Origin of the sequence: Microcoleus sp. bin48.metabat.b7b8b9.023 (assembly GCF_013299185.1) — a bacterium.
In the GTDB taxonomy this organism is placed as follows: domain Bacteria; phylum Cyanobacteriota; class Cyanobacteriia; order Cyanobacteriales; family Microcoleaceae; genus Microcoleus.
Window position 1 is genome coordinate 1 of record NZ_JAAFKG010000036.1, and the last position, 13,902, is coordinate 13,902.

General features: G+C 47.4%; 8 protein-coding genes. All 8 read right to left on the minus strand.

Annotated features, from left to right (window positions below):
* Positions 1 to 145: 145 nt before the first annotated feature.
* Entirely contained in the window at positions 146 to 2,032 is a 1,887-nt protein-coding gene (locus QZW82_RS20000; protein ID WP_293151679.1) for a tetratricopeptide repeat protein, read from the minus strand.
* Positions 2,029 to 3,375, minus strand: a complete 1,347-nt coding sequence (locus tag QZW82_RS20005) for an AAA family ATPase (RefSeq protein WP_293151682.1) — start codon at positions 3,373 to 3,375, stop codon at positions 2,029 to 2,031. The genes QZW82_RS20000 and QZW82_RS20005 overlap by 4 nt, the downstream gene beginning before the upstream one ends.
* A 263-nt stretch (positions 3,376 to 3,638) precedes the next feature.
* Positions 3,639 to 4,157, minus strand: coding sequence for a Ycf51 family protein (locus QZW82_RS20010; RefSeq protein WP_293151685.1), 519 nt, complete (start codon positions 4,155 to 4,157; stop codon positions 3,639 to 3,641).
* A 343-nt stretch (positions 4,158 to 4,500) separates the two neighbouring features.
* Complete coding sequence (locus QZW82_RS20015; RefSeq protein WP_293151688.1) at positions 4,501 to 5,559, minus strand: adenylate/guanylate cyclase domain-containing protein; 1,059 nt, start codon at positions 5,557 to 5,559, stop codon at positions 4,501 to 4,503.
* Positions 5,556 to 5,930 carry a response regulator gene (locus QZW82_RS20020; RefSeq protein ID WP_293151691.1) on the minus strand — a complete coding sequence of 125 codons (375 nt, stop codon included), beginning with the start codon at positions 5,928 to 5,930 and terminating at the stop codon, positions 5,556 to 5,558. The genes QZW82_RS20015 and QZW82_RS20020 overlap by 4 nt, the downstream gene beginning before the upstream one ends.
* Before the next feature lie 695 nt (positions 5,931 to 6,625).
* Positions 6,626 to 7,000, minus strand: coding sequence for a response regulator (locus QZW82_RS20025; protein ID WP_293151805.1), 375 nt, complete (start codon positions 6,998 to 7,000; stop codon positions 6,626 to 6,628).
* Positions 6,993 to 10,658 (minus strand): response regulator, encoded by a 3,666-nt coding sequence (locus tag QZW82_RS20030; RefSeq protein WP_293151694.1) that lies wholly within the window; start codon positions 10,656 to 10,658, stop codon positions 6,993 to 6,995. The genes QZW82_RS20025 and QZW82_RS20030 overlap by 8 nt, the downstream gene beginning before the upstream one ends.
* A 555-nt stretch (positions 10,659 to 11,213) precedes the next feature.
* Positions 11,214 to 13,694: an MASE1 domain-containing protein gene (locus tag QZW82_RS20035; RefSeq protein WP_293151697.1), complete on the minus strand. Its 2,481-nt coding sequence runs from the start codon at positions 13,692 to 13,694 to the stop codon at positions 11,214 to 11,216.
* Positions 13,695 to 13,902 lie beyond the last annotated feature (208 nt).

A 13,902-nucleotide genomic window follows, 5' to 3' on the forward strand; every position in this document is an offset into this window, starting at 1 on the left:
TTTAATCGTTCACTGTTCATTTAGGGAGTGGATAGGTTTTCTTTTTCACCCTCATTCTCTCCTGGGACGGTGGCTTTAGTTCTTCTTTTGCCACCGTTCTCATCTTTGGTTAGTCTAAACTACAGTAATTATTTTATCAAACTATCTATCCTTGAATCAAGGATTGAAATTTTTGGTGCGATCGCATACTATCAAAATCCGAGTCAGTTTTTGCCATTTCTCGGTATTTATCAGGATTCAGATTAATGGCTTGCTGCAAATTCTGAATCGCTTCGTCAATCTGACTGTGTAACGCATAGCAGCAAGCTTTATTATAGAATGAGTTTGGGTCATCTGGTTTGATTTCTAAGGCTTTGTCGTAGGAGGCGATCGCTTCTTCAAGCAATCCTAAATTACCCAGTGCATTGCCCCGATTGTACCAGACTTCGTGATCATCTGGTTTGAATTCTAAGGCTTTGTCGTAGGAGGCGATCGCTTCTTCAAGCAATCCTAAATTACCTAGTGCATTGCCCCGATTGTTCCAGGAATCGTGGTCATCTGGTTTGATTTCTAAGGCTTTGTCGTAGGACAATATCGCTTCTTCAAGCCTGCCTAATTTACGCAGTGCATAGCCCCGATTGTACCAGGCATCGTCATCATTAGGTCTAAATTCTAAGGCTTTGTCGTAGGACAATATCGCTTCTTCAAGCCTGCCTAATTTACGCAGTGCAACGCCCCGATTGTTCCAGGCATCGTCATCATTAGGTCTAAATTCTAAGGCTTTGTCGTAGGAGGCTACCGCTTCTTCAAGCAATCCTAAATTACGCAGTGCAACGCCCCGATTGTTCCAGGCATCGTGTTTATCTGGTTTGCATTCTAAGGCTTTGTCGTAGGAGGCTACCGCTTCTTCAAGCAATCCTAAATTACGCAGTGCAACGCCCCGATTGTTCCAGGCATCGTGTTTATCTGGTTTGCATTCTAAGGCTTTGTCGTAGGAGGCTACCGCTTCTTCAAGCAATCCTAAATTACGCAGTGCAACGCCCCGATTGTTCCAGGTTTCGTGTAAATTTGGTTTAAATTCTAAGGCTTTATCGTAGGAGGCTACCGCTTCTTCAAGCAATCCTAAATTACCCAGTGCATAGCCCCGATTGTTCCAGGCTTCGTGGTCATCTGGTTTGAATTCTAAGGCTTTGTCGTAGGAGGAGATCGCTTCTTCTAGCCTGCCTAAATTAACCAGTGCAGTGCCCCGATTGTACCAGGCTTCGTGTTTATCTGGTTTGATTTCTAAGGCTTTGTCGTAGGAGGCGATCGCCCTTGCGTAATCTTCAGCATACTGATACAATAAAGCTTGTTCAAAAAACAATTCAGCTTTTTGTTCTGGTGTTTGCCCATCCTCATCAATTAAAGTTTGAATCCTCACTAATTCCCGTTTCCGTGCTTCTGGAGTCAAAGCTAAATAATCTTCTAACTTCCATCTTTCTGAACAAGCTTGCATTGATTCCAGTTGCAGCAAGTCTTTATCCATCGAAAACTTAATTAAGCTCGATCGCCAATCAAAGAAATCCGGTGCTCGTTCAATCAAATAGTTGACTGCAAAACGAGGTAAGATAAACACAAAACAAATATCAAAATTATCTCTAAACCTTTCCCGCTGCTGGTTGAGATTGATCAAAACAGGCGGCACACCCCGCCAACTATAGGAATAAATTTCCTCACTATTCCATCCAAGTTCTCTTTTTTCTTGTTCGTATTCATAAAATGAATATTCTAAGCCTGTCACAAACAAGATATTAATGTCATCTCGTCCTGGCAAATTTTCAATTATATTGTAAAAATTATAAGCTGACTCATCCAGCTTTAAAACCTCAATCTTTTTCTGGGATAAATCTTCTCGAACTTTTGCAATCAACCGTTCGCCTTCCGCCGGCACACACTCCACAAACAACAACCGGAAGCCATTCGTCCGTTTGAGAGTGCGTAGCAGAGATTCATATTCTTCCTCTGCTGTTGCTGGCGGTAAATCGGCATCCCAATCAATTATTTCTGGAGTCATGGCTCAATTTCTGGAAGTTGTGCAAGACTATCTTGAAATTGCTTAATTCCTTTAATCAGCGGGTGAACATCGTGCCAATACTGGATTTCTCCTGCTTCATCAAAGTAACGGTATTCCAAAATACAGCGGTTAAACAATAACTTGCGGCATTCATCCTCATTTTTGATTTCTTTTGAGCGTGAAACCTCAGCTAAAATTTTCCATTCTTTATCGTTGACATTTCTGCGAAAAGGATCTCGTGCTTTTGTAATAGCTCTTTGCACGGCTTTTGGAGAAATCGGCAATTCTTCAGTACGCTGAATTGCTTCTTCCATTAACTGTAACATATTTCGGACATGACCGCCACTCATCAAGCAAATTTGATTGAGTATTTCTCGGTTTTCAAACAGTCCAGTTTCCAGAGACAAGTTGGGAGAAAAAGGGCTGACTCGTTTCCAAATCAACTCTTTCATTTTATTCAATCCTGGTTCGTAGATATTGCCATCACGAGTTCGCACCATAATCATCGGCAAAATTTCAGTGTTATCGTAATTGGAGGCTAACTCATTGGCACTATCGGAATACATCATGGAAATTGGTAAAGTATAGATAACATGACAATCTAATCCTTTAAGCTGTCCGCAGCGGTTGATAAAAATATCGTCATGATTGTTGCTTTCTCCAGATCCGGTCAATAGCACGATTCTGTCTAAATTATCCACAATAACTGCTAGTTGAGTATAGCCTTGAGGCAAGTTTTCTTTAGCGCCAGCAATATATTCATTTAGTGCACTAATTAAAGTTGTTGTGTGAGGGTTAATTTTACGGCGAATTTCTTGGCGCAAACTTGGTACAGCTTTAATATTTGCCGTGAGTTTGGTAAACAAAGTGATTTGAGATTCTAGACTGATAGAGTCAAGGTTTACCTCCATTTGTGCCAAATCTTTTAATTCATTCCCTCGACTTTTTACCCAATTTAATAGAGCTTGAGATTTAGAGTTTGAGCTAAGTTTTTTTAATAAATGCTTGGTACAAGCGAGGAGAATATCAGTATATTCAGTATCTTCTGGATCGATATCTTCTTCTTCGGCGGCAAAATACACTACAAAACAGCCTTTTGTTTGTAAATATTGTTGAAGTCGCAGCAATTCCGTTGACTTTCCCGCACCGCGATGTCCAGTATATAACTGACAAGTCATCCGTTCCGATCGCCGCTGAATTTTTATGCCCAAATCTTCTATGATATTCCCATCTCCTCGCGCTTCCTGACAGTCAACATACTGCGGATCTCCGGCGGGTAAAGGATAGAAGGGATCAAAGGCATTGTAGAGTTTTGTTAGTAGTTTTTCGGATTCTTGACTCATAGTTATATCCTTTTTTGATAACGATCTAGTATGCGATCTAGAATTACCCACTTCGATCAAAGAAACCGGGTTTTTACCGAATCTACCGACTACAATGAAGTCTTTTCGTAAAAACCCGGTTTCTGAACTGATCTTAGTCCGCAGAGTCGCTAGTTCAGTTTATCGTTGGGTGGGGGCGGGTTTTTGAGATTGCTAGTTGAGTGGCAATTATTGTTGGTGAACCCGCCCCTACGAGATGTGGGGAATGATATTTTACCCTACTTTTAGGCTTGGTATTTTTTCAGAATGGCGACTTTTTCGGGGAAGATGTCGATCGCCATTTTGTCATCAAATTTAGTAGCCAGCGATCGCCTCACCTCGCCCAAAAACAGCGGCTGAGACAGACCAGGCTCGGGATGTACCACCGTCCGAACCCGGATTGTCATGTAATCTCTTCCGCTTCCCGATCGCCCTGGAGAGTACAAATCCGCAGCCACTTGTCGCATTGTGGCTTCTAACTCGGAGTCGGTAATTGAAGGTGGCACGGTAACTACAGTTTGGGCGCCGCCAGTATCGTAAACTAAAGAATAGCGTACTGCACCGGGAATTTCTGTGCGCGAAAACAGTCCTAAACCGAGACCGAATATACTTAGAGCAATGACGGCCATAAAGCTGCTCACTCCTACTAATCGGAAGCGAAAACCCCATTTGAAAATAAATGCTACGATTGTTAAAACAAACAAAGCTGCTGTTAGAATTCCCGCCCATTGAGCGTACATTAAAAGGTTAGAATTTACGTTCATTTGTCAATTTAGTAATTGTTGACTGTTGACTGTTGACTGTTGACTGTTGACTGTTGACTGTTGACTGTTGACTGTTGACTGTTGACTGTTGACTGTTAGCATTGGTTATTCGTAGCAACTAACAACTAAGGAATGAAATTTAAATAAGTTCGGCATCTTCAGAGCCGCCGACTTTCCGGGCAATAATTGAGAGATCGACGTTGCTTAATTTATTAAATTTTCATTCCTAACAACTAAAATGGGACAAATAACAACAAACAAATAACAAATAACCAATGCCAATGCCCAATGCCCAATGCTAATGCCCAATGCCCAATGCCCAATGCCCAATGACAAATAACAACTAACTCTTTCTGCTCAAAAGCAGATAGGTCATCATATCACCTTTTCCTTTCACAGAAATCACGCCGCGCTCCTCAAAAACATATTTATTCCGCAGGCGCTCGTAGGTGGCAACTGTCACCTGAATGCCGCCGGGAATGCCTTGAGATTCCATCCGGGAAGCTGTATTTACTGTGTCTCCCCACAAATCGTAAGTAAATTTTTTAGTGCCGATGACTCCGGCTTCTACGGGGCCTGTGTGGATGCCGATGCGGATGCTGAGCGGCTGTCCTCCCTTGGTGCGGATTGTCGCCATTGCTCCTAGGATGTCGATCGCCATTTCTGCAATGCTTTCGGCGTGGTTGTCGCTTACTTTTGGCAAACCGCCAACCACCATATAAGCATCGCCGATCGTCTTAATTTTCTCAAGTCCGTAGCGCTCGGCTAACTCGTCAAAAGCTGAAAAAATCTCGTTGAGCAATTCCACCAACTCCGCTGGCGACAAATGAGCCGAAAGCTTGGTAAAACCAACCAAATCGGCAAACATGACAGTAACTTCCGCGAAACTGTCGGCGATCGTATTTTCTCCTTCTTTGAGGCGCTGCGCGATCGGGCCTGGCAAAATATTCAGTAGCAAACGCTCGGACTTTTCCTTTTCCTCGGCCAACTCCCGCAGATAAGTTTGTTCCTTATCCCGCAGCCGCTTCTTTTCCAGACAGGCACTAATCCGAGCCTTGAGCAATACGGGATTGAAAGGTTTAGAAAGATAATCCTCCGCCCCCAATTCAATACAGCGGACAATACTGTCGATATCGTCCACCGCCGAAATCATAATCACTGGGATGTGGCGCAACTGCTCGTCTGCTTTCAGATGTTCCAGAACTTGATAGCCGTTCATTTGTGGCATCATAATGTCCAGGAGTACCAAATCAAAAGGCTCACTACGCATCAGTGCCATAGCTTGGAGACCATCTTCAGCAACAGTCACCGCGTGGCCTTGACGCTGAAGTCGGCGGGCCAGCAAATCGCGGTTTACCTCATTATCGTCAACAACCAGGACGCTGCCGTCGTCAGTTTTCATTGCATGGCCTCTTTCAGAAGCATTTCGATTTTACTCAAAAGTCGCGGAAATTCCACAGGTTTGGTGTCGTAATCGTCGCAGCCCGCCGCCAAACACTTTTCACGATCGCCCGCCATAGCGTTAGCCGTCAGCGCAATCACCGGAATCATTTTAGTTTCGGGATCCGCTTTAATTTGCTGCGTTGCTCGCCATCCGTCGAGCACCGGCAGGCTCATATCCATCAAAATCAAATCCGGTACTTTTGTCTTCGCCATCGATACCCCCTCAGCGCCATCAACAGCAATCGATACCTCATACCCTTTGCGGGCGAGGCGCCTCGAAAGCATATCCCTGTTCATTTCGTTATCTTCTACCAACAGGATTTTAGCCATTGCTTGCCTCCTTTCCCAGAAAATACTCGGATTTTGTCTGTTCCTTGGTGAACTTCTGCAAAAAGGAGCAGGAAGAATCTTGTAGGTCTAAATCCAGTTTTTGGGATGGCGATGAGTTGCCTGTCTGCAATGCCAATAAGCCAGCTACTTACCAGTTTTATGGTAGGCGACTTAAGCATGGATGGTATCGGAGTAAAGAGGGACATTTGATTAATGCTGACGCACAAGGCGCGGCGAATATCGGACGCGAAATTCAGTTGACGGTTGACGGTTGATGGTTGACGGTTGACGGTTGGTAGGGGCCCTGCCTTGAGTGCCCACCCTTTTATATCGTGTCCGATCGATTGACTGCAATAACTAAGGTTCGTAGTGTGGACTTTAGTCCGCAGTATGTTGCGGACTAAAGTCCACACTACGAACGGTTTTTGTGATGGTAATCGACCGGACGTGATATTACTGGTTGACAGTTGACCGCTTCAGAGTGACCTCTAGCTTAAAGGAAGACGATTGGAGTAATGAATCGTCTGATTTTAATTTTTCCCTACAAGGGTTGCGGTTTTAAACCTATTCTTTTTGGTAAGCAAAATGGTTTTACTGGACTCTAAGCGAGGCTGCGAAAGCACAGCCTTTATAACTCAAAGTCTACCAAGGCTTTAATGTCTGAAGAATCCCGATCGGTTTTACGGCGGGGACTCTCAAGTCATAGCCTCTTTCAGAAGCAATTCAATCTTACCCAACAGTCGGGGAAATTCGACCGGTTTGGTGTCGTAGTCGTCGCAGCCTGCTGCGATACACTTTTCACGATCGCCCGCCATTGCGTGAGCCGTTAGCGCAATCACCGGGATCGTTTTAGTTTGAGGAGCTGCCTTAATTTGCTGGGTTGCTTGCCAGCCGTCGAGCACTGGTAGACTCATATCCATCAGAATTAAATCCGGCACTTTGTCGAGGGCCATCGACACTCCCTCAGCACCGTCCACAGCAATAAAGACCTCGTGTCCCTTGCGGGCCAGACGCCTCGACAGCATATCCCTGTTCATTTCGTTATCTTCGACCAACAGGATTTTAGCCATTGGTGTTCTCCTTGCCTTTCGAGTCATACCTGCGATCGAGCCTGTCATTCACTATAGAACGAACATCGCGCAGCAAAGTATCGCAACTGTAGACTCCCTTTTGCAGAACCCGATCGACATAGCCGTTGAGTTGCTGACTTTCTGCGGTCGTCAGGTCTTTGGCGGTAATTACGACGATCGGTATAGGATCTTCAGAATGCGACTTGCGAAGTTCGGCGATTAACTCAAAACCATCCATTTCTGGCAGCATCAAATCCAGCAAAATCAATTGCGGGCGATCGACTTCTAGCTGTTCGAGAGCAGTGCGTCCGCTGTCAGCTTCCGCCACAGCCCAGCCTTGTTTTTCTAATATCCGCCGCAGTATTTTGCGGGTGGCATCGTCATCTTCCACAACTAATATCTGACAGGGCAAACTGTGAGCCGCAACGCCTTCTTGGTCGCGTCGGTACTTGTTCAACAAAGCAACCAGCCGTTTGCCGTCCACTGGTTTGGTGAGGTAGTCCGAAGCGCCCAATGCAAAGCCGAGGCTTTTGTTGCCAACAAAGGATAGCAGGATTACGGGAATTTCGGCAAGGTCAGGATCTGCCTTCAGGGCGGAAAGCACCGCCCAGCCGTCCATTCCGGGCATGATCACGTCGAGGGTAATGGCGTCTGGCCGCAGTTGCTTCGCCAGCCTGAGGGCTTCCTCGCCGTTACCTGCGACTTCTATGTGCAGTCCTTGGCGAGCGAGGGCGCGCTCGATCAAATCCTGGGAGATGGGGTCATCGTCAACTACCAGCACCGTGCCGACAGCAGGTGCGTCCCCAGTCCTAGTGCTGTCGCCGACTTTGTTGGGGATTTCCGGTTCTTTGATGGCGCTGGGCAAGAGTACGGTGAAAGTAGTCCCTGTGCCCAACGTGCTGCTTGCCTCAATGCTGCCGCCCATCATCTGGCAGAAGCGCTGGCTGATAGCTAGTCCCAAACCGGTGCCGCCATACTGCTTGGTAGTCGAGGCGTCAGCTTGGGTAAAAGGTTGGAAAACTCGCTGCAATTGATCTTTTGTCATGCCGATGCCGGTGTCGGTGACGCGAAAACTTAAAAATTCTGAGTTAGAAATTAAAATTTGGGCAGATTCCTCTTGATTTTTCATTCTTAATTGTTCATTGGTAATTCTTTCAACTCCGATCGCAATTTTCCCGTTTTTGGTGAACTTCGCAGCGTTGCTGAGTAGGTTCAGCAGCACTTGCCGGACTTTGGTCATATCGGCGTGCATCGTATCTAGATTTTCTGGACAGTAGACTTCTACCGTGTTGCCGTTTTTTTCCACCAGCGGCTTCGCTGTCTCCACAGCACTTTCAATCAAGGCATGAATGTCGAAGTTTTCTAAGTAGAGATCCATTCGACCTGCTTCAATTTTAGAGATATCTAGGATGTCATCGATCATCGATAACAGGTGTTTGCCTGCGCCGCGAATTTTTTCGAGATCTGGGACGAAGGTTTCATCGCCGGAGTCTTCGGCTTCTTCTTGGAGCATTTCGCTGTAGCCGATGATGGCATTCAGGGGCGTCCGCAGTTCGTGGCTCATGTTGGCGAGAAATGTACTTTTTGCCCTGTTGGCGGATTCTGCTGCTTCTAGGGCCGACTGCATGGCGGATTCTGCAAGTTTGCGATGGGTGATGTCGGTGACAGTGCCTTCAAAGTACAAAATGCTGCCGCTTTCGTCGCAGACGCTGCGGGCGTTTTCGGAAATCCAGATCGTGCTGCCGTCCCGGCGGTATATTTGGGATTCAAATTTTGATACTTGGTGGCGCGCGGCCAATTGGGCTATAAACTCAGCGCGCCGGTTGGAGTCAACGTAAAGTTGGCTGCTGATGTTTGCTAGTTCGCCGACCATTTGGGTGACTGTTTCGTAGCCGTAAATCCCCGCTAGTGCTGGGTTGGCGGTGAGGTAACGTCCGTCTGGGGTGGTCTGGAAGATGCCTTCGACTGCGTTTTCAAAGATGCTGCGGTATTTGGTTTCGGCTGCTCTCAAAGCTGTTTGGGCCCGCTGCCTTTCTAGGGCATGGGCGAGCATTTCTCCTACGATTTTTAGAGGAGTTGATATTTCGGTCGATCGACTCGCAGCAGGTTTGTAACTGTCGCATCCGAGAAATCCTAGTAGGTTTTCACTGCAAATTAGGGGAATCACGATTAGCGATCGCAGATTTTTTTGAGGTTTGTTTAATTTGGTTTCGTCCGAATGTGCGATCGCACCTGCGGAAGCGGTTGCTGTTTCCGAGGAGTTTGTCAGGAATGTTGCTGAATTTTGGCCTGTCAACCAAGCTATTTCGGCTTGATTTGGGGGCGGGAGTTCGCGGATTTCTCTGATGTGCAGGCATTCGGCGCGATCGAGCTTTTCGGCAATCCAAGGGATTTGGGCGATGTCTATTTGTTGGGGGGCGCGGTCTTTAATTTGGGTCGGAACACCCTCGGCGCACCATTCGTAGGTTTTGTGAGCGCGAGTTTTGTCTGCCGATAACAAGTATATGTAACTGCGGTCGCAGCGGCTGAACTGGGCGATTGCTTGGAGAGTGCGATCGAACCCTTCATCTATGTCCGCTCCGGGCACAGCGATCGCATAGGTTGACAAAGTAGCAATCAACGCCTCAAATTCTACTCGCTCGCCGAAAGATTCTGCTATTTTTTGGCGATCGGTAACGTCTCGAAAGCTCCATATTCTGCCAACTGTGTTTGCTCCAACTTTTGATGGCAGTGAATTTAATTCGATAACTCTTCCGTCTTTAAATTCTAATAAGTCGCTGATTTTCGCATCTGGTTGGGCCGACACTTGCATCGCGCGATCGAGAAATCTTTGGGGGTCTTTTAATTGTTCCCTAGCGAAGGGGAATTCTGTGGCGATGTTTTTTTCACTATTGCCTGCGGGCGATCGGCTCAACTTTCCTGCTACTTGAGACAAACCCCACATCTCGACAAATTTCTGATTGTAATTGCATACATTGCCTTTGGTGTCAACCGCGATAATTCCCGCATCTGTTGAGTCTAGAACGGCTTGCAGCATCGAGATCTGCTGGTGTTCTCCCTGCTCAAAAAATACCAAGACTGATATTTCGCCACCCTCAATTACAGGATTGAAAAAATAGGAAACTGGTAAAATTTTCCCGTCGCTACATAGAAACTCCTCGTCCCAATTGCTACAAGGTTGACGGTTGGCGATCGCCTCTTGTAAAGATAGTGTATGTGCGATCGCCCCATCTTCATTTTTGTGGTTTTTTTGTTTCCGATCCTGCAAAACTGGGGATTTTTCGCCTTGCTTTTGCTGGGGGTCAATGCGCTTTAGCAGCGAAATGCCTGCAAGTTCCGACTCTCGCCACCCCAACAACCGTTCGGCTGCTGGATTCACCGAGATGATCGACCCCTTGCCGTCAAGGATACACAATCCCACCCCCAAACTGTTGACGGTCGATCGCAGTCGATCGAATTCTGAAGCGGTTGGAGAGTCTTGAGGGGATGGTGACGAAGAGGCAAAATCCTTTAGTACCGAGGGTTGCTCCTGACTGGGAGCGCCGTCGTAGCTACAACTTACCTGCTCTAAGAATAGCTGCCACTGCTCGGCAGTGGGAGGGGGAGACTCGCCGGCTAAACCGAGCTGTTCGAGTTGGCGCTGGAGGTAGGGATGCATAATTTCTGGCGCTTTGTAGGCAACTTTTTACAGTATATATTTTTAATTAATAGTATATATGTGCAGCTATCTAGTGACTGGAAGAATACGCAATCTAACTCTATCACAGGTTCTATCGAGAACCATAGCTGTCATCTGCGTTATCCAAAATCTTTTAAATCGCCCTAAGTTATATTTAGTCTAAAAAAATTACATCGTCAACAAACCCATGCTCTAAATGTCTGCCACCTACTTAAAAATTGTATCATATTATCACAGTGAACTGACGCTGACAACCTCGGTTTCTGCCAGAACTAGGTTTTTTGAGCCACCAAAAACTGATAAAGTCCGAGGTACTCCTGTCGTGGAGAGATCAAAATTTTATACTCCTGTTCCTGCTCCCAGATTCATCTGTACAGTAAATCTCAAATTTCAAGTCTCAAATCGACTGACTGCTCGACTCAGGTGAAGCAACCGGGTTTCGGGAGCGAGAGCGTGTCATTAATAAAATTGGCAGCAGCCAACAACAACTCACAAAATTTCTTATCGATCATACTTTTCCGGGAAAAATAAAATTTAGTTGATGATAGCTGGCAGCCGAATTGTAAAAGTAGAACCTTTTTCCAACTCGCTGGAAGCGGTAATATCTCCGCCCATCATTTCGCAGAACTTCTTAGTAATCGTCAGCCCCAAACCAGTGCCGCCGAACTTCTTAGTAGTTGAGGAATCGGCTTGGGTGAAAGGCTCGAAGATTTTGACTAACTGTTCGGAACTCATGCCAATACCAGTATCTTTGACTGTAAAAACAATCCAATCTTGAGAGGCAGACCAGGAATACGAGCTATTTTCTAAGGGGTTAAGTCCTCTATAGGCTCCTTGTTTTTTGCGTCTCTGGGCAGCCTCGGCGGGGGTTTCGGGGCAGCGGGTAACGGTGAGACTAATCGCGCCGGAGAAAGTAAACTTCGAGGCATTGCTGAGGAGGTTGAGCAAGGACTGGCGGAGTTTAGTTAAGTCGCTCTGCATCGAGCCAATATCCTCAGGGCATTGTATTTCTAAGATATTGCTATTTTTGTTTGCCATCGGCGCGATCGTGCCGACAACTTGCTGCACCAGATTTAAAATGGTGAAGGTTTCGATGTGCAAGTCGATGTGACCTGCTTCAATTTTAGTGAAGTCGAGAATATCTTTAATCAGCCCTAGCAAGTGCTGGCCGGCAGTGTTAATTTTTTGGAGGTCGTCGATGAACTCTTCGGCATCGAGGTCTCGGGCATCTTCTTGCAGGAGTTCGCTGTAGCCGATGATCGCATTGAGGGGGGTTCTGAGTTCGTGACTCATGTTGGCGAGAAAGATGGTTTTAGATCGATTGGCAGTTTCGGCTGCTAATGCGGCGCGACGGAATTCTTCGGAACGCAACCGTTCGGTGATGTCGCTGGTCATGATTAAAACGCACTGAGTGCTGCCGAGGTCGATGAGTTCCCCTGACAGCAGCCAGTCGCGCACTTCGCCGGCTTTGGTGCGAATTTTGATTTCTTGGTTGCCGATCGAATTTTCTTCCCGCAACACGTTGGCTAGCCGTCGCTCGTCTTCTGAATTGACCCACATTCCTAAATCGGTGGGGGTGCGGCCGATACATTCCTCCCGCAACCAGCCTAAGGATCGCAAAAAGCTGTCGTTGGCATCGAGGAAGCGGGCGTCTGTGAGGGTGCAGATGCCGATCCCAACAGGAGAAGCGTGAAAAGCCTTGGAAAATCTTTCTTCTGAAGAATGCAGGGCGGCTTCGGCCCGCTTTCTATCTGTGATGTCTTGGACGGTGCTGGTGATGTAGAGGGAGTTGATGGCGGCTTGTTCGCAGACTGTGCGGCTCCTCCCGTCGGGTAGTAGCAGCCTGTAGTCGATGCTGTAAGGCTGTTGCTGAAATATAGCAGCTTCGATCGACCTTTTGACCAATTCTCTATCTTCGGGATGCACGTATTTCAAGAAGGCTTCGAGGCTGGGATCGAAAGTTCCCGGGCGTTCTCCCAGGATGCGATAAATTTCTTCTGACCAACGCAATTGCTCCGTGTTGCGATCTAAGTCCCAGTTACCTAGCTGGGCGATGCGCTGGGCGTTGGCGAGGCTGGCTTCGCTGGCGCGCAGGGAGACTTCTGCTTGGTGGCGTTCGGCGACGGTGGCGGCTAAGACTAGGCCGGTAACGGCGATGACGGCGATGAAGGCTTGCAGGGATAACAGTGCTTGGGGGATGCTGCTGGCGTGTTTGAGAAAGGGGCCACTGCCCCTGGCTATGCCCCAGATGGCAAAGCCGCAGAGGATGAAGTTGGCGAGGGCTGTGTAGCGCTGGCCGAATCGAAAGGCAGCCCAAACTACTAGGGGAAATGGTAAGTATTCTAGGGGATAGCGAGCGTAGGCCGCGCGGGTGCGGGAACAGAAGACGAGCCAGCCGATTGCTAGCAGCAGCAGCAGCCAAATAATTCGTTCAACTATCTGTTTGCGATGGGTTGGGATTTTCGGTAATTTGTGCCATGTCAGCAGCAGCGGGGCGACGAGCAAAATTCCCATCGCGTCTCCTACCCACCAAGTCCCCCAAATCGTCCCAAAATTGTTCCAGCTAGAGAAACCGCTCACGCACACGATGATACTGCCGATGGTGGAGTTGATTAGGGTAGATGCTAAGGCTGCTAGTCCGACTATTCCTAAAACGTCTTTGAGTCGATCGAGTCCGGCGCTAAAGTTAATGCGCTGTAACAGATAAGTTCCCGTCCACGCTTGCAGGGCTCTGGCGCCCGCTGAGATCAAAGCAGTGCCGATGCTGGCCGCCGGTGCGCTCATGATGAACAGGAAGGCGCCGATCGCAATTCCCGGCCACAGTTGCCGCCCAAACAGCAGCAGAGCGACTTGAGCAATTCCTGCTGCTGGCCACATGGGGTAAATTTCTGAACTCAGGGTGAGGGTGGCAATGGCGAATTGCGATGCCAAATAGTAGATCAGGGCGATCGCCCCTACTGCGAAGAAGTACCGCCAGGAATGTCCTTTGATTGCGTTAAAGAACTTTTTCTGCATTGTCGTTTAGGGAAAAGGTGGATGCTGGTTTTGGTATCAGTAGGTAGCACGGGACAGGCACGGGGTAGGAAAAATCTGTCTGTTAGGCGATCGTAGGTCATGGGTGGTAGCTAAGCGAAGAACTTGTTGAGATAACTTTTGTGGCGCCTTTGAGGTTGCGGTTTTTTGGGCTGTGCGACGGATAGGATCTGGGCATAAATTTCGGGAG